Annotated in this window: 16 protein-coding genes and 1 pseudogene; 13 read left to right on the top strand and 4 right to left on the bottom strand. The window is 41.9% G+C overall.

Annotated features, from left to right (window positions below):
• The first annotated feature begins 2 nt into the window (after positions 1–2).
• The gene (locus I2D69_RS10550) at positions 3–1,043 is read left to right on the top strand and encodes a helix-turn-helix domain-containing protein (protein ID WP_243243797.1); all 1,041 of its coding nucleotides are present in this window, start codon (positions 3–5) and stop codon (positions 1,041–1,043) included.
• A gap of 139 nt (positions 1,044–1,182) precedes the next feature.
• Positions 1,183–1,782: an HDIG domain-containing metalloprotein gene (locus tag I2D69_RS10545; protein ID WP_195379876.1), complete on the top strand. Its 600-nt coding sequence runs from the start codon at positions 1,183–1,185 to the stop codon at positions 1,780–1,782.
• A gap of 37 nt (positions 1,783–1,819) precedes the next feature.
• Here I2D69_RS10545 and I2D69_RS10540 read toward each other — a convergent pair whose 3' ends face one another.
• Positions 1,820–1,993, bottom strand: coding sequence for a chorismate--pyruvate lyase (locus I2D69_RS10540; protein ID WP_118582657.1), 174 nt, complete (start codon positions 1,991–1,993; stop codon positions 1,820–1,822).
• A 147-nt stretch (positions 1,994–2,140) separates the two neighbouring features.
• Here I2D69_RS10540 and I2D69_RS10535 point away from each other — a divergent pair, with 147 nt between their 5' ends.
• The 7 genes from I2D69_RS10535 to I2D69_RS10505 all read left to right on the top strand — a co-directional run bounded on the left by I2D69_RS10535 (position 2,141) and on the right by I2D69_RS10505 (position 11,317).
• Positions 2,141–3,031, top strand: a complete 891-nt coding sequence (locus I2D69_RS10535) for a 4Fe-4S dicluster domain-containing protein (RefSeq protein ID WP_195379875.1) — start codon at positions 2,141–2,143, stop codon at positions 3,029–3,031.
• Positions 3,028–4,473 carry a M20 family metallopeptidase gene (locus tag I2D69_RS10530; RefSeq protein ID WP_330602733.1) on the top strand — a complete coding sequence of 482 codons (1,446 nt, stop codon included), beginning with the start codon at positions 3,028–3,030 and terminating at the stop codon, positions 4,471–4,473. Before I2D69_RS10535 ends, I2D69_RS10530 begins: the two co-directional genes overlap by 4 nt.
• Before the next feature lie 433 nt (positions 4,474–4,906).
• Positions 4,907–5,632, top strand: coding sequence for a nitroreductase family protein (locus I2D69_RS10525; RefSeq protein WP_118582660.1), 726 nt, complete (start codon positions 4,907–4,909; stop codon positions 5,630–5,632).
• A 50-nt stretch (positions 5,633–5,682) separates the two neighbouring features.
• Positions 5,683–6,396 (top strand): LytTR family DNA-binding domain-containing protein, encoded by a 714-nt coding sequence (locus tag I2D69_RS10520; protein WP_195379874.1) that lies wholly within the window; start codon positions 5,683–5,685, stop codon positions 6,394–6,396.
• Positions 6,397–6,653: 257 nt separating this feature from the next.
• Positions 6,654–7,673: an ATP-binding protein gene (locus I2D69_RS10515; protein WP_195379873.1), complete on the top strand. Its 1,020-nt coding sequence runs from the start codon at positions 6,654–6,656 to the stop codon at positions 7,671–7,673.
• A 144-nt stretch (positions 7,674–7,817) separates the two neighbouring features.
• Positions 7,818–10,874 carry a glycoside hydrolase family 3 protein gene (locus tag I2D69_RS10510; RefSeq protein ID WP_195379872.1) on the top strand — a complete coding sequence of 1,019 codons (3,057 nt, stop codon included), beginning with the start codon at positions 7,818–7,820 and terminating at the stop codon, positions 10,872–10,874.
• The gene (locus I2D69_RS10505) at positions 10,874–11,317 is read left to right on the top strand and encodes a hypothetical protein (protein WP_118582672.1); all 444 of its coding nucleotides are present in this window, start codon (positions 10,874–10,876) and stop codon (positions 11,315–11,317) included. Before I2D69_RS10510 ends, I2D69_RS10505 begins: the two co-directional genes overlap by 1 nt.
• A 75-nt stretch (positions 11,318–11,392) precedes the next feature.
• Here the strand turns inward: I2D69_RS10505 and I2D69_RS10500 are convergent, their stop codons facing one another.
• Together I2D69_RS10500 and I2D69_RS21045 are read right to left on the bottom strand one after the other, a co-directional pair.
• The gene (locus I2D69_RS10500) at positions 11,393–12,763 is read right to left on the bottom strand and encodes an MATE family efflux transporter (protein WP_195379871.1); all 1,371 of its coding nucleotides are present in this window, start codon (positions 12,761–12,763) and stop codon (positions 11,393–11,395) included.
• Positions 12,764–12,817: 54 nt separating this feature from the next.
• Positions 12,818–12,973, bottom strand: coding sequence for a DUF6783 domain-containing protein (locus I2D69_RS21045; protein ID WP_334302706.1), 156 nt, complete (start codon positions 12,971–12,973; stop codon positions 12,818–12,820).
• Positions 12,974–13,309: 336 nt separating this feature from the next.
• Here I2D69_RS21045 and I2D69_RS10495 point away from each other — a divergent pair, with 336 nt between their 5' ends.
• The 3 genes from I2D69_RS10495 (at position 13,310) to I2D69_RS10485 (ending at position 17,065) form a co-directional block, all read left to right on the top strand.
• A complete protein-coding gene (locus I2D69_RS10495; RefSeq protein ID WP_195379870.1) occupies positions 13,310–14,494 on the top strand; it encodes a DnaJ C-terminal domain-containing protein in 1,185 nt (394 codons plus the stop codon).
• A gap of 437 nt (positions 14,495–14,931) precedes the next feature.
• Positions 14,932–16,467, top strand: coding sequence for a 4-alpha-glucanotransferase (gene malQ, locus I2D69_RS10490; RefSeq protein ID WP_195379869.1), 1,536 nt, complete (start codon positions 14,932–14,934; stop codon positions 16,465–16,467).
• A gap of 139 nt (positions 16,468–16,606) precedes the next feature.
• Positions 16,607–17,065 carry a CYTH domain-containing protein gene (locus I2D69_RS10485; protein WP_195379868.1) on the top strand — a complete coding sequence of 153 codons (459 nt, stop codon included), beginning with the start codon at positions 16,607–16,609 and terminating at the stop codon, positions 17,063–17,065.
• A 22-nt stretch (positions 17,066–17,087) separates the two neighbouring features.
• On the opposite strand, the pseudogene I2D69_RS21040 reads toward I2D69_RS10485, so the two are convergent.
• A pseudogene (locus I2D69_RS21040) lies at positions 17,088–17,186 on the bottom strand (DUF6783 domain-containing protein); the annotation flags it as partial.
• On the opposite strand from I2D69_RS21040, the gene I2D69_RS21035 reads away from it, so the two are divergent.
• Positions 17,145–17,273 (top strand): DUF6783 domain-containing protein, encoded by a 129-nt coding sequence (locus tag I2D69_RS21035; RefSeq protein ID WP_308768464.1) that lies wholly within the window; start codon positions 17,145–17,147, stop codon positions 17,271–17,273. The pseudogene I2D69_RS21040 and the gene I2D69_RS21035 sit on opposite strands and share 42 nt — an antisense overlap.
• Positions 17,274–17,276 lie beyond the last annotated feature (3 nt).

Here is a 17,276-nt window from a genome sequence, read left to right as displayed (position 1 = left end):
ATATGATGAATATTGGAAATGTGATTAAAAAATATAGAAAAGAATTAGGTTACACGCAGGAAGAAATGGCAAACCGTCTGGGAGTAACCACTCCGGCGGTGAATAAGTGGGAAAACGGGAACTCCAATCCTGATATTGAATTGTTAGCGCCTATTGCAAGACTACTGCATATTTCCCTTGATACCCTTTTGTCTTTTCGCGAAAATCTGACTGACATTGAAATCGAAGAGCTGATCCACAAAATGGACAAAATGTTTTCTGAGGAAGGCTTTGAGAAGACCTATCAGTGGGCTGTAAATACTATAAAAGAATATCCAAACTGCAATCTGCTGATCTGGCAGCTGGCAGTAATGCTTGATTCGCGGCGGATCATTGGCATGTGCGAGAATCCTGACAGGTACGATGAGCAGATCAATTCCTGGTACGAAATGGCGCTCGGTGATAAAGAGGAAAGAATTCAGCACCATGCAGCTGATTCCCTGTTCGGCTTCTATTTGCGGAAAAAGAATTATGAAATGGCAGAAAAATATTTAAACTATTTTTCCAATTATGATCCCATGAAAAAGGTGAAGCAGGGACAGTTATATATGGAGCAGGGGAAAACAGAAGAGGCATTTGAAATGCTGGAAAAGGCTGTTTTTTCAGAGTATACCACTTTAAATATGGCTTTTGGAATCATGATTACTAAGGCTCTTGAGGAAAAAGACCATGGATACGCAAGGTTTCTGGCAGAGAAAATGAGTACATTAGCTTCAGGCTTTGATATGGGAAAATACAATGAATGTGCAGCAATGTTGAATGTTGTGACCGCCGAGAACAATGTGGAGGGCACTTTCCAGGTTGCAAAGCAATTGCTGAACAATGTGGACACCATAGGTGATTTTCAAAAATCCCAATTATACAAGCATATGAAATTCCGGGAAGTCGAAAATCCATATACGGAAGAAATGAAAAAAGAATTGCTGGAAGGCTTCAGAAACGCGGAAGAGTTTGCTTATATGAAAGAATATGAACCCTGGGAAAAATTGTTATCAGGGAATTAAAATTGTCACTTTCCTCAAAATGGTTGTATATAAATAAAGAACGATGTATAGTATATGCAAGGTTTTTTCTTTTATTCCAAATCAGGAACATGCTTATGTGGCAAACAGAGTATAGAAAGACATACGAGGAGTGACAGCAATGGAAACAATCACAAGAGACGAGGCTTTTGCATTATTAAAAAAATACAACAAGGATCCATTTCATATCCAGCATGCACTGACTGTGGAAGCGGTCATGAAATGGTATGCAAACGAACTGGGATATGGAGAGGATGCTGAATACTGGGGAATCGTAGGGCTTCTTCACGACATTGATTTCGAGCTTTATCCGGAAGAGCATTGCCTGAAAGCACCGGAAATGCTTCGCGAGGCAGGGGTAGGCGAGGATGTGATACATAGTGTGGTATCTCACGGATATGGAATAACTGTAGGCTGCGGTGTAACAATCGATGTAGCACCGGAACAGGAGATGGAAAAAGTGCTCTTTGCAGCAGACGAACTTACCGGATTGATCTGGGCAGCAGCATTAATGCGTCCGTCCAAGAGCACTAAGGATATGGAACTGAAATCCCTGAAGAAAAAGTACAAAAGCAAAGGTTTCGCAGCAGGCTGCTCCCGGGAAGTAATTGAGCGCGGTGCGCAGCAGCTTGGATGGGAACTGGAAAAACTGCTGACCATGACACTGCAGGCGATGGCAGCCAGTGAAGATACGATTAATGCGGAACTGGAAAATGCCTGAATACTTTTTGTAACCGAATGAATTGCTTTGCAGTATATCAGTCAACTATGGTATACTGCATCATTTCATAATGTAATCTGCATCCTTCAGTAATATCAAATGGAAGAAGTGCTCTTGCTACCAGCTTCAGTTCTTCTTCGGGAAGATCTGTCCTGCGCAGATGAGCGTAGTCGCCATCAATAGATTCTACAATATAATCACAAATTAACATAGGAATATTTCCTCCGGTTTGTATTATTTATATGCTTATAGAATACCACAGAGAAAAACGTTTTTCAAACACCAATTCAGGTGCTATAATAGAATTCATAGATGAAAAAATTATCAGTGAATAACATCAGAAAATGAGGTATCAAAAATGTCAGCATTAACAATCAGTCCGGAAGATGAAAAAAGAGTAAAAGGAATGGGCTTTTTGAATAACAGAGGAACCGATCTGTTTTCAGCAAGAGTTCTTACAACAAATGGAAAAGTAACTGCAGCACAGCATCGCTGTATGGCAGATGCAGCAGAAAAATTTGGCAGTGGTGAGATTCTGTATACCACCAGACTCTCTGTGGAAATTCCGGGAATTCCTTATGACAAGATTGAAGAATTTCAGAAATTTATAGCGAAAGAAGGCCTGGTAACAGGCGGAACAGGGGCAAAGGTACGTCCTGTAGTGTCCTGCAAAGGAACCACCTGTCAGTATGGACTTCTGGATTCCTACGCAATCTCTGCAGAAATCTACAAACGCTTTTATGAAGGCTACGGAGATGTGGCGCTGCCACATAAATTTAAGATTGCAGTAGGCGGATGTCCAAACAACTGTGTAAAGCCAAATTTGAATGATGTAGGCATTATCGGTCAGAGAATTCCGGAAGTGAACACAGACGTCTGTAAAGGCTGCAAAAAATGCGCCATCGAAGCGGCTTGTCCCAATAAAGTGGCAAAGGTCGTAGACGGGAAAATTCAGATTGATAAAGAAGCCTGCAAGCACTGCGGCCGCTGTGTTGGAAAATGTCCGTTCCACACCATTGAGGATGGCGCTTACGGCTATAAGATATACATAGGTGGCCGTTGGGGCAAGAAAGTGTCAATGGGAAAAGAGCTTGGAAAAATATTCACATCCAAAGAAGAAGCCCTGGATGTAATTGAAAAGGCCATTCTTTTCTTCCGTGACAATGGAATAAAGGGAGAACGTTTTGCGGAGACTATTGAGAGAATTGGCTTTGAAAATGTGGAGAAGCAGCTGTTGGAGCAGCTGTGAAAAGACGTTACCCGGGAGAGTCATTACAATTGGTGGAAATGCTCTGCACAGATAAAATAGAATTTGGAGGAAATATAACATCTATGAATACAAGAGAACAGATCCATGCATTATCTGAGGAAATGCTTGAAAATCTTGGAAAGCTGGTTGCCGTTGATTCCCAGCTTGGCACCCCGTCAGAGGGGAAACCTTTCGGAGAAGGACCGGCAGAGGCACTTGAGATCGGGCTTGAAATTGCCAGAGAGCTTGGTTTTAAAACCGTAAATCTTGATAATTACTGTGGTTACGCCGAAATGGGAGAAGGCGAGGAAATCGTAGGTATTGCAGGTCATCTTGATATTGTACCTGTAGGTGGTGACTGGACCTACGATCCATTTAAGCTGACACGAGATGGCGACCATGTATACGGACGTGGAACTACAGATGACAAAGGACCTGTAATTGAAGCTCTCTATGCGATGAAACTTCTAAAGGATTCCGGTGTGAAACTGAACAAAAGAGTCCGTCTGATCATGGGATGCAATGAGGAGACCGGTTCCAAATGTATGGTACATTATAATGAGGTAGAGGAAGAGTTATCCTGCGGCTTTACACCTGATGCAAATTTCCCATGTATTCATGGTGAAAAAGGCTATATGTCCATGATGGCATATTCCAAAAATACCAGAATTATCTCCATGAATGGTGGCTTTGTTTCTAATGCAGTATGCGATAACTGTACCACTGTGATTCCGGCGGAAGCTGGTCTTAAGGAGAAACTGGAGCAGATGCTTTCCGAAACAAAACTGCAGGAATATAAAGTTACGGAAGCCGAAAACCAGATCACCATTTATGCAAAAGGCGTACCGGCTCATGCCAGCACCCCGACACTTGGTATCAACGCAGCAGGTGTTACCATGGAATGTCTTGCAAAGGCAGGCTTTGAAGACGATTTTGTTAAATTTTATAATCAGCACATTGGAACTGCCTGTGATGGCTCCGGTGTTGGCCTTAAAATTGCCGATGAATTTGGTGAGCTGACCTTCTGCAATGGAATCGTAAAAACAGAGAATGGTGTGATTTCCTGCACCATCGACATCCGTGTACCTGTAACCTTCAAAAAGGATGATATTCTGAATCGTATAGAGGGTAATCTGGAAGATGAAAATGGCCGTATTGAGGTGGGGGAAATCGGTAATCCGTTGTTCTTCCCAAGAGAATCTCCGCTGGTAAATGCCCTGTACAAGGCTTATGTGGATGTGACTGGCGACACGGAGAACAAACCAATGGTAATTGGCGGTGGTACCTATGCCAAATCTCTGAAAAATATTATTGCATTTGGTCCGGAGAAACTGGGGGTGGATTATCGTATTCACGGTGCAGATGAGTTCATTCTTGTTTCCGAGATGGAAGAGGCTGTGGAAGTGTATATGGAAGCAATTAAGAATTTGTTGGCAATTTAACCAAACCCAACAAGTTTAAATATAAAAATAAAAGAAGAAGTCCTCGAATGTTTCTGGCATCCGAGGGCTTTTTTACGTGATCAGGAAATTACTTTGTAATACTTCTTTAAAAAAATGTCAATATCTGTATCAGAAATGACAATACCCGAATCGTTTTTTTTATTGAAGAATGGCTATACGGCTGTCTGTATTGCCAGTCCACTGGCTTAGTTCGGTGCGTGTGCACTTCTGATCTCCTGCTATTACAGGATGATGAAAGACAGCGCACAGACCGCTTAAATTGTGGACTCCATATTGACTTGAAAAAACAGATATTTCTCGGTATTATTATTGGGAATATCTGTTTTTTTGTAAGAAAAATCGAAGAAAGATAATTTTTATACGGTTATGTCATTCGATGATAGCTGTTTAGAGGAAAAGGGAGAAATTTAAAATGAATGAAATTATAAAAAGTTTATATAATAGAAAATCCATGCGCGTATACGAAGAAAAGTCCATTCCGCAGGAGATGAAGAAGGTCATCCTTGAAGCCGCAGCCCAGGCGCCTACAGCAGGTTGTCAGCAACTTTATACTATTTTGGACATTACAGATGAAGAATTGAAAAAGGCTTTATCTGAGACCTGCGACTACCAGCCATTTATTGCGAAAGCACCTATGGTACTGGTATTCTGTGCTGACTGCAAGAAGTGGTATGATGCATATCTGGAAGCTGGCTGTGAGCCAAGAAAACCAGGTATAGGAGACCTTATGCTTGCGGTGACAGACACGGCAATTGCCGCACAAAATGCAGTTGTGGCAGCGGAGAGCTTTGGTATCGGTTCCTGCTACATTGGTGATATTATGGAAAATTATGAGAAACAAAGAAGACTTCTGAACCTGCCTGATTATGTTTTTCCAGCTGTTATGCTGGTATTTGGTTGGCCCACCCAGCAGCAAAAGAATCGCTCTAAACCCCAGAGATGTGCACAGGAACATATTGTGCATGAGAATACCTACCGCAGTATGGACGACACTGAACTTCGCGAAATGTTGAGTCACCAATACAAAAATTCCACCTTCGAAGACTGGTGCAAAGCCTTCTGCAAAAGAAAATATAATTCCGATTTTTCAAAAGAAATGACACGGTCGGTGGGGGAATATCTGAAGCAGTTTGAGTGAATATTGCTGTTTTTAGAATTACTTATATCAGGGAAAAGGAGAACAATAGGATGTTCAGAATTGGAATAGCAGAGGATGATCCCTCATTCCAGAAGACAATTTCCGAATATATTGAGCGTTACCAAAAAGAAAAAAATATAGATATCCAGGCGTCTTTTTTTCAAGATGGAAATGAATTGGTATTTAAATATGAACCCATATATGATGTTCTTTTACTGGACATTGAAATGCCAAAAATGAATGGTATGGATGCTGCCAGAGAAATCCGAAAAAGGGATCAAAGAGTGCTGATTATATTTATAACCAACATGGCGCAATATGCAATCAATGGTTACGAAGTGGGTGCCTTGGACTTTGTCCTGAAGCCCATAAAATATTTTTCTTTTTCCATGAAACTGGAAAAAGCCCTGAAGTCTGTGAAAGGCCAGGAGTCTGTTAATATTCTGTTGGAATACAAAGACGGGATGAAAAAAGTGTCCTCCGATGAGATTGTTTATGCGGAGATTCGTGATCACTGGCTGCATATTTTTACGGTAGATGAAGAATATCAGCTTCTTTCTACCCTGAAAGAATTTGCGGCAAAATTGGCAGACTATCATTTTATCTGCTGTAGCAGTTCCTTTTGCATTAACATGAAATACGTCACAGATTTTCAAAAGGATATTATAACCTTGAATGATAAAACAGAATTAAAAGTCAGCCGATCGAAGAAAAAAGAGGTAAAACAGGCATTACTTGATTATTACAAAGGAGGGCTGCGCTGATGGTATCAGAAATTTTATCCCAAATTCCCATATACATAGGACATGCATTTTTTTCAATCAACGTGTTCCCAATCATACTGTTATTTTCAATTGGCATTCAGAAAAGAAAACACTTTGCATGGCGAATTGTCCTTGGCTTTCTGATATCCGTATGTTGTTCTGCGCCCTTTTCTCATGGGCTTTTTACATACATCATGCAGTTTACCTTGTTTGTATTCAGCAGTTATTTTGCATACGAAATTTCCTGGAAAGAGGCTTTGTATAGCGTTACATGTGCCTATGCAGTACAGCATATCAGCTATTGTGTATATCTGATTTTGTTTCGACCAGTTCATGGAATACCGGTTTATGCACCGGCATATATTGTGTGTGCAGTGTGCATTGCACTTTTGCTGTACTGGTTTATCGGAAGAAAATTACCTGAAAATGGACATTATGATGTGGATATTCGTTTCTCTATGATGTCGTTTTTCCTTATTATCATGCTCGCTCTGGGGCTTAGTATTGCAGCAGATACCATGTTTAATGCAGAAGAAAATAATCTCTATTACCTATGTAAAGCATACGATCTGATTTGTTGTCTGTTTGTATTATGGGAACAGATGGATTACAAAAATAAATTGAATAAACAGAGAGAGCAGGATCTGGAAAAACAGGTTCGGCTGAAACAAAAGGAATTGTTCCGGCTGAGACAGGATGATGTGGAGCGGATCAATCTGATCTGCCATGATCTAAAAAAACAGCTGGAGCCACTGAAGCTTTTCTCAGATGAAGAACAGCAAAAAGCATACTATGAACAGGTGTGTAAAACTATCCAGTCTTATGATTCCCAAGTGGAAACCGGAAGTAAAGTTCTGGATACTTTGCTGTCCCAGAAAAGACTGGTATGCATGAAAAATAACATAGAATTAACCTGTGTGGCAGATGGGAAGAAAATGGATTTTATATCTGCTGTGGATTTATATACTATTCTTGGAAATGTAATTGACAACGCAATTGAGAGTGTACTTATGGTTTCTAACGAAGAGAAAAAAGTGATTTCCACATCTATTTGGACCAAGGGGAATCTGCTCCTTATTCAGATACAGAATTATATGGAAAACGAGAAAATAAACTTTTCAGAAGGGCTTCCTGTGACTACAAAAAATGCACATGATGGTCACGGATATGGGTTAAAAAGTGTGAGAAAATGTGTGGAAAAATATAATGGAAGTATGGATATTACAGCGGAAAATCACATGTTCAGCCTGACGATTATTATACCTGTCGCAAAATAAAGTGCAAATTACGAAATCTGGAATGCTTGTTACGAAATCTTAAAATATCCTTTTTGAGTATGTGTTAAGCTCCTGACCATGATGAACGCGCGGTCATGAAAAGCAAAAAACAATATTTATTGTTGATCAAATGGGAGGAAACATATGAAAATCAAGAAGGAAATCACCCGTGGTCTGGGTGCTGTTTCAGCTTGTCTGCTTACAGTTGTGTCCATAGGAACTCCTGTGGCAGAGGCCTATGAGGGCAGACTAAACACAGTGCTTGGCATTGAAACTACAAAGACAGTTTCGGATGAAGGCTTAGATGTTGATACAGATTATTATAAAAGCGATTATGGAACTGATATTTATGATGGAGATAAGCTGCAGCAGCTGGAGGATGATGCGGCAGCACAGGCAGTTGCAGAACAGGAAGAAGGTTCTGTTCTTTTGAAAAATGACAACAATGCACTTCCACTGGCGGCTGGAAGCAGCATTACACTTTTTGGACAAAATTCTATTGAGAGTACGGAAAGTGTAGCTGGAAGTACAGGTTTTGGCGGTCCGCAATCCTACTCAGGACCTTTTTACAGTTATCATTCTACGGCTAATTCTACCCAGGAACTGGTAACTTATCTTGGAGCAATGGAGTCCGTTTATGATGTTAATCAGACAATGGTAAAGGCTTATCAGGAGAGCGGTTATATGCGTGTAAAATCTGTTGACGATCCGCAGATTGGAGAAGCACCAGCAGATTTTTACACAGAAAATCTGAAAAATAGCTGGCAGGATCAGTATAATGATGCAGCTGTTGTTATGCTTACAAGACAGGCAAGTGAGGATTGTGACCTTCTTCTTGAAGATCCAGAGGGAATCAGTCAGCTGGCTCTTCATCAGGACGAAAAAGATCTTTTGAATATGCTGAAAGAACAGAAAGAGCAGGGCGTATTTAAGAAAATTATTCTTCTTGTAAATTCTAACTGGGCTATGGAGCTTGGAGACCTGGATGATTATGATGTGGATGCATGCCTGTGGATTGGTTCCCCTGGTATTGTTGGATTTACAGGTGTTGTAAATCTGCTTCAAGGAGAGGCGAACCCATCTGGAAAACTGGTTGATACCTATGCGAAAAATTCCCTGTCAGCTCCGGCTATCACCTATGCACAGATGAAAAATACGCCAGAGTGGGCGAATCTGGATGAGGTTCTGGAATATTGTTCAGACAGCGATCAGTATGTTTCCAACTATCTGATCTATGCAGAGGATATTTATGTAGGATATAAATATTATGAAACCCGTTATGAGGATACCGTACTTGGAAACGGAAATGCAGACAGTATAGTTGGTTCCTCAACTGGAAAAGCATGGAATTATAATGACGAAATCGCTTATCCATTTGGCTATGGACTTTCCTACACAACCTTTTCCCAGACCCTTGATGGTGTAGAGTATGACGAAACAACAGATACTTACAACGTAAAAGTTACCGTGACAAATACTGGTGATGTAGCTGGAAAATCTGTTGCAGAAGTCTATGCACAGACCCCATATGGGGATTATGAAAAAGAGAACAATGTGGAGAAATCTGCAGTCCAGGTTGTGGGCTTTGATAAGACAGATATCCTGGCGCCAGGTGCTTCTGAGACACTGGAAATTCCAGTAGAAAGATATCTCCTTGCAAGCTACGATTACACCAATGCCAAAGGCTATATTTTAAGCGAAGGCGATTATTACTTTGCCATCGGCGATGATGCACACGATGCCCTAAACAATATTCTTGCTGCAAAAGGTGCCAAGGGAATGACAGATGCATTGGGCGAGAAGGCTGAAGGAAATGCAGAGAAAGCATACTCCTGGAACAATGCAAAACTGGATACAGAGTCCTATAAAATGTCCCGCTATTCTGATATGGAAGTAACAAACCAGTTCGACGATGCCAACTTAAATAACCTTGGAACAGACACTGTAACTTATCTTTCCAGAAGTGACTGGGAGGGAACATATCCAGCAGAGCAGGTTTCTGTAACTGCAACTGAGGATATGATGAAAACTTTAAATGGTGATCTTTATACAGAACCAGAAGATGCACCATCTGTAGATGATTTTACCCAGGGAGTAGATGCTGGCATTAACTTTGTTGCAATGAAAGATGTAGATTACGATGACGATGCCACATGGGATAAATTCCTTGACCAGCTTACGGTAGAAGAAATGGCTTCTATTCTCCCTGACCAGAACGGTTCTGTACTAGTTGAGAGTATTGCAATGCCGTCTACCTACCGTGGGGATGATATGGACTGTTTGGAGCAGGTAACTTTCAAACTTACTGGAAAATCCGGTATTGTATGGCCTTCCACCGTTGTTATGACCTGCACCTGGAATAAAGATGATGTTGCGAAACGAAGTAGCATGACTGCAAATGAAGCTTATTTTATGGGGGCAACAGAAATCTGGTCTGGCGGCCCGAACTGCCATCGTACACAGTTTAACGGACGAGCTTCTGCTTACTATTCTGAAGATGGAAACATGGGATATCTGGTAGGAACTGTTGTTGCTGAAAACGTTCAGAAATATGGAATTATCCCTGGCTATAAACACATGGTTGTAAACGACCAGGAAGCACATCGTGAGAGTGCGGCAACCTTTACCAATGAACAGGCTCTTCGTGAGCAGTATCTGCGAGCTTTTGAGGGAGCCTATACAAAAGGCGGCGCAATGGGTTGTATGACAGCATTTAACAGAATCGGCTGCACTTACTGCGGAAGCTCCTCAGCACTTCTTACAACTGTTATGAGAGGAGAATGGGCTTACAAAGGACATGTTACTTCTGATGCGGTTGTAAATATGGATTACAAGAAACATTATACTTCTAACATTACAGCAGGACTTGACTACTGGTGCTGGGATATGGCAGGATTCGGAGCTTCTGATGATTCTTCTGTAGTGCTCAGTAAAGACATGGTTACGGAAGCCATCGAAAATGGTGACGGTTACATGCTTCAGACTCTGCGTAATGCAACCAAGCACAATGTTTATGCACAGGTTCATTCTATCCTGATTAATGGACTGGATGAAACCTCTCATGTAGTACATATTACTCCATGGTGGAAAACAGCTTTGAAAGCGGCAACAATTGGATTTGGAACAATTACTATACTGTTTATTGTACTTTACTATCTGGAAATGCTGGTTTGGAGTAAAAAGAGAGGAGAAAATGCATAATGAATATCAAAGATAAGATATTAGGAAAAAGAATCAGCGGCATTTTTAATGCATTAAATATTCTGCTCGGCCTGTTCTGCATTATTTATTACAGTATCAACGCAAACCGTGTAAATGAGTTTAATAAAGCTGTTGATTTTTATCTTGTACTGGCCATTATGTGCTGTGGGATTTACGTATTTGCAGATTATGTGATTGCGGATATTTTCAATCTGATTGCAGTTGTGTTTATTACACTTTCCATTGGAAAAATGATCGTAAACAGTATCAACACTTTTGCAGATGCCTTGAACGGAATTTCCATGTTCGGTTCTTCTGGTGTGATCGGTTATATTATTGTGACAGCGGTGGTTATGGTTATCATGCTGGTGCTGGAAATCGTATCCTGTTTCCTGAGCAGAGAGAAAAAGAATGCAATCAAGGTGGTTGTTTCTGAAAAATAATTTCAGAAGTGTAAAACTTAATTATAAAAAAATCCGACAGAACAGGTATGAAAATACCATCTGTCGGATCTTTTTTTATCTGTTTGTAGTTCTTAACAAACTATGTTCGCAAATATACTGGAACACAAAATAAAAAATAATTCCCTTTGAAACGGTGGAAAGTGTCAGTGCCCACCAGATTCCATTCAGTCCCAGTGCAGTGTTTGACAGAACCAGTGCAAGGGGGATTCGTATAACAGTCAGGCCAACGCTGATCAGACTGCAAAGCTGTGTCCGTCCAAGACCAGACAGGGCGCCCACAGTCATCATTTCCACGCTGAGAAAAATTTCGGAAAATCCGATGATCCGCAGGTAATCAACGGAAAGCCGGATAACTTCCTCCTCGTGGAAAAAGAGCACAGAAATCTGCCGCGGGAAAAATACAAAGGCAATAGTGATCAGTGCAGCCCAGCATATCAGAAGCCGAATGGAAATATGGTATCCTGATTTGATTCGGTCTTTTTTTCCTGCTCCGTAGTTCTGTCCCATGAAAGCATTCAGGGCAGAGCCAAAACCGTCAGCCGTGTTCCAGGAAAGGGACTCAATCTGTCCGCCTACACGCTGTACGGCAATCGCTCCGTCCCCGAATCCGGAAACCATTCGGGTGAGTATCATGGAGATGATACAGTAAAGGCTTCCCTGAAGTGCAGTGGGGGTTCCAATGCGAAAGACTCCTTTTAAACAGGCAATATCCGGTCTGGAAAGCAGACGGATTTTGTGTAGTACATTGGTTTCACCGTGGTCACGGAGAATTTCTGCAACAAGGATCAGCAGAACTATAATCTGTGCGGTAACAGTTGCAACTGCTGCTCCTACAACTTCTAATCTGGGAAATGGTCCTACACCAAGAACAAGAAGCGGATCAAGGATCATATTCAGTATCAGACCAAAGAAGTTTGCTTTCAGCGGTGTTTTGGAATCGCCCTGGGCTGTGAAAAGACCTGTCAGCACCTGGGAAAGGAAGGAAAACAGGATCAGTCCGCAGGTAATCCGCATATAAATTCTGGCACTGTTGTAAGTTTCTGCATCATTTAATGCAAAGAACTGCAGCAGCGGATTCGTAAATAATATACTGATCAATGTAACAAAAAGAGAGAATAGTATGGTAAGCTGCAGAGCTGCCTGTGCAAAGCCTGCGGCAGCCTTCTGATCACCTCTTCCAAGGGAATGCGCCATGTTTACCTGTCCTCCCATTCTTGCCAGGGAAGAAAGTCCCTGGGAGAGCCAGACGTACATACCTCCCACGCCCACACCCGCCACTGCTTTAGAGCCCAGCATTCCTATCCATGCCATATCTGTAATGTTGTAGGCGGTAGCCAGGAAGGAAGAAGCCATGATTGGCAGTGCCAGCTCAGACAAAGTCCGTAAAATAGGACCGGAGGTGAGATTTAATTGTTTCTTTTTCATTTTAGATCTCCTGAAAATAGTAAAGTATCATTATTATACCATAGAAAACGCATTTTAAGAAGATGAAATATGATTTGAAAATACTCTAAAGCCTGTTTGAAAAAGTCTAGAGCGTGTTTGAAAAAGGCTTTCTGCAAGATGTGCGTCACAATTTGTGGGAGATTTTGTCCGGATGAAGGCGCCGTAGCGGGCTACGGCAACTGAATTCATGCAAAATATACCGCAAAGTGGGGCGTGCAGATTGCGGGAATGATTTTTTAAACACGCTCTAATGTGAAAAAAATATGAAATTATGTTCCATACCTTGACTTTTAAAAGAATAAATGTTATATTACAAATAGAACAAAAATAAAAGTTATTTCCCGTGGATGTTCGGGAGATGGACAACAGCATTCCCCGGAAGAGATTCCGGGGAATTTGTAGATACTGAATAGTTACAATAAATTGACATTACTGTATTCAGAAAATATATTACAAAGTATATGGATGAAAGCTGTGGGCAGTAATGAATTTATTTCGCAATATGAGGAGTCAGAGGTGACCAGTATGGGAGCAAAGAGAGATTATTATGAAGTGCTGGGAATCAGTCGCAGCGCGGATAAAGATGCTATAAAGAAAGCTTATCGTAAGATGGCAAAGAAATACCATCCGGATTCAAACGCGGGAAATCCGGATGCTGAAGAAAAGTTTAAGGAAGTCACAGAAGCATATAATGTGCTCAGTGACCCTGAGAAGAAAAAACTCTATGATCAGTTCGGTCATGCAGCATTTGAAGAAGGTGCTGGCGGTGCCGGATATGGTGAAGGTGGCTTTAATAGAAACGGCGGCTTTGACGGCTCTGGATTCAGTGGCTTTGGCGGTTTTGGAAATAGTCATAGCGGTGCTTACAGAAGTCCGGATGGCAGCTATCAGGAATTTCATTTCGAAGGTGGTGACATGGACGATATTCTGAAGAATCTGTTTGGAGGAGGCTTCGGAGGAGGAAGCAATTCTGGAAAGGCTGGTTCCGCACACGGATTTGGAGGAAGCGGTTTTGGTCACTCTGGTTTTGAAAACGGCTCTTTTAGAAGCGGATTTAATGGTAGTTTCGGCAGTGGCGGTTTTGATGGTACCGGTTATGGAGATGGCTTTGGAAACAGCTGCAATAGCGGCTTTAGTGGCAGTCACCAGCAGAAAGGCCAGGACCTGAACGCAGAAATTTCCATCAGCTTCAACGAGGCAGCATTTGGTTGCGACAAGCTGATTAATCTTTCTGGTGCAGACGGCAGTGGCAAACAGACTCTGAAAGTTCACATTCCTGCCGGAATTGACAACGGCAAGAGTATCCGTCTGAGAGGCAAAGGAAATCCAGGTTACGGAGGTGCTCCCGCAGGGGATCTTCTTCTGAAGGTTCATGTAGGCGAGCGCCCTGGCTTTGAGCGAAAAGGCACCGACGTTTACACCACCGTAAATGTGCCGTTCATCACAGCGGCTCTGGGCGGCGAGGCAAAAGTCCAGACCCTGAATGGTCAGGTAATGTGCCGTATCCCGGAAGGCACACAGTCTGGCAGCAAGATCCGTCTGAAAGGAAAAGGTATCCAGGCAATGGGAAAAGCTGGAGCCTACGGTGATCTGTACGTAACCGTCCAGGTTCAGGTACCGAGAAATTTAAGCGAGGAATCCAAACGGAGACTTCGTGAATTTGATACTAGTACCAGAATGGCTGGTACAAGAGGAAGCCGAACAGCGTAAAATTGCCTGCTATTAAATAACTATTTATTAAATAAGCGAAAGGTACAATATAGCTTACATGTATAAAATTTGGTTTGCTAAATCTAAGCTGAATGCATGTAAGCAGTTTGTTTCTATGTCTTGATCATAATCCGAAATCGGACTAAATCTATTAAAAAAGGTCCGATTTCGGATTTTTTGCGCTGCTTTACAGATCGGGAAAGCAAAAAGGAGAGAAAACGCATATGGCAGAAGCTCTGGGATTGACCGGTTCTGTGTCCTGTCTGGTGAAGAATAAAAAGAAATATCATTATTATTAGAAAAAAACACTATATTTCTTGAAAAAATGATATTGATTTAAGTACATGAATTGTGGCATGATATAAACATGTATGTTAAACTGTAATAAGTGTAACAATATATGCTAAAGTTTGATGCTTTTGAACAGGGAGGAAAAAATGGAAAATCAGAGAGAATGTGGTGTGCTGCTTCCAATCAGCAGTCTGCCTTCAAAATATGGAATTGGATGTTTTTCAAAAAGTGCCTATGAGTTTGTGGATCAGTTGAAGGCAGCTGGACAGGGCTGTTGGCAGATTCTGCCCCTTGGACCAACCAGCTACGGTGATTCACCTTATCAGTCTTTTTCCACCTTTGCAGGAAATCCTTATTTTATCAGTCTGGAAGACCTGATCGAAGAGGGAGTGCTTACGGAAAAAGAGTGTGATGCTGTGGATTTCGGTTCTAGAGAAGATGATGTGGATTATGAGAAAATTTACAAAGGACGATACAAACTTCTTCGTAAAGCCTATGAGAGAAGCGATATTTCCAAAAATCCTGACTTTGTAAGATTCCAGCAGGAGCAGGCGCACTGGCTTGGCGATTATGCACTTTTTATGGCGGTGAAAGATCGTTTTGCTGGAATTCCGTGGACAGAATGGGCGGAGGACATTCGCCTTCGTTGGAACAATGCATTGGATTATTACAGAAAAGAACTGTATTTTGAAATTGAATTCCAGGAGTATATGCAGTTCAAATTTTATGAGCAGTGGGCGAAACTGAAAGCGTATGCAAACAGAAGAGGAATTCGTATTATCGGAGATATTCCGATCTATGTTGCCATGGACAGTGCAGATACCTGGGCAAATCCAGGACTTTTCAAACTGGATGAAAATAACGAGCCTACACAGGTAGCCGGATGTCCGCCAGATGGATTTTCTGCTACAGGACAGTTGTGGGGGAATCCGCTGTACAGATGGGATGTGCATAAAAATACCGGCTTCGAGTGGTGGATCAAACGTCTGGCACATTGCTTTAATATGTATGATGTTGTCCGCATTGATCATTTCCGTGGATTTGATGAATATTATGCGATTCCATATGGTGACAAGGATGCAAAACGTGGCTGGTGGGAAAAAGGACCTGGAATGGATCTTTTCCGCACCGTTTCCTATCGGTTGGGACACAAGGATATTATTGCTGAGGACCTTGGTTTCATGACTGACTCTGTGAAGCGTCTTGTGGAAGAGAGCGGTTATCCAAACATGAAAGTAATCGAGTTTGCCTTTGATGAGCGGGATACTGGAAATGCCAGTGACTATCTGCCTCATAACTACACAAATAACTGTGTGGTTTATACCGGAACCCACGACAATGAGACACTGCTTGGCTGGTATGGGGATATTACCCCTGAGGAGCGTCATATGGTTCGGGAATATCTGTGGAATTTCCACGATGATGAGAAAGGCATCTGCCGGAATATGATCCGTCTGGCTATGGGAAGTGTAGCCGGAAGATGTATTATTCCGATTCAGGATTATCTGCAGCTTGATAATTCAGCCCGCATTAATCAGCCATCCACTCTGGGAACAAACTGGAAGTGGCGCCTGAAAGAAGGGCAGTTCAGCAAAGAATTGCAGAAGGAAATGCTGACTCTGGCAACCAGATTCGGAAGGAAAAACTGGACCCCGGATCCGGTGAAAGAGAAAATGGAATAAATTTAATATTTAATCAGTTGTTGCATAAAAAAAGGTAGAAGAGTAAAATTGAGGGCAAGGGTGCTTGCCCTCAATTTTGTATATACGGAGAGCTGAAAAGTTTGTGCTTTTCATAAAAAGACATGAGGAGGAAACTAAGTTGGAAATTGAGAGAAAGTTTCTTGTTAAGAGAGAAAACCTTCCGGAAAACCTGGAACAGTATCCAAACAAGGCAATTGAGCAAGGCTATCTGTGCACAGAGCCGGTAGTGCGAATCCGCAAATCCAATGACAATTACTATCTGACTTATAAATCAAAGGGACTTCTGGCAAGAGAGGAATACAATCTGCCGCTGACAAAAGAAGCTTATGAGCACTTAAAACCCAAAGCAGACGGAATCGTGATCTCCAAGGTACGTTATGTGATTCCTGAGAAAGACGGTTTATCCATTGAACTGGACGTATTCAAAGCCCCCTACGAAGGTCTTCTCCTGGCAGAAGTGGAATTCCCCACCGAAGAAGCCGCCCACGCTTACCAGCCGCCAAAGTGGTTCGGGGAGGATGTGACGTATTCCACAGAGTATCACAACAGTACCTTAAGTAAAGGGAAAAAGAGATAAAATTTTTATTTTATAATGAACCTTAACTAGAGCCTGTTTGAAAAATCATTCCCGCAATCTGCACGCCCCACTTTGCGGTATATTTTGCCCGAATTCGGTTGCCGTAGCCCGCTACGGCGCCCTCATCCGGGCAAAATCTCCCACAAATCGTGACGCACATCTTGCAGAAAGCCTTTTTCAAACACGCTCTAAACAACGACCTACATGAAAG

It is taken from the genome of Ruminococcus sp. D54t1_190329_F1 (assembly GCF_015551645.1).
GTDB classification, from domain to species: Bacteria; Bacillota; Clostridia; order Lachnospirales; family Lachnospiraceae; genus Blautia_A; species Blautia_A faecis.
This window is presented reverse-complemented; position numbering and strand designations above follow the sequence as displayed.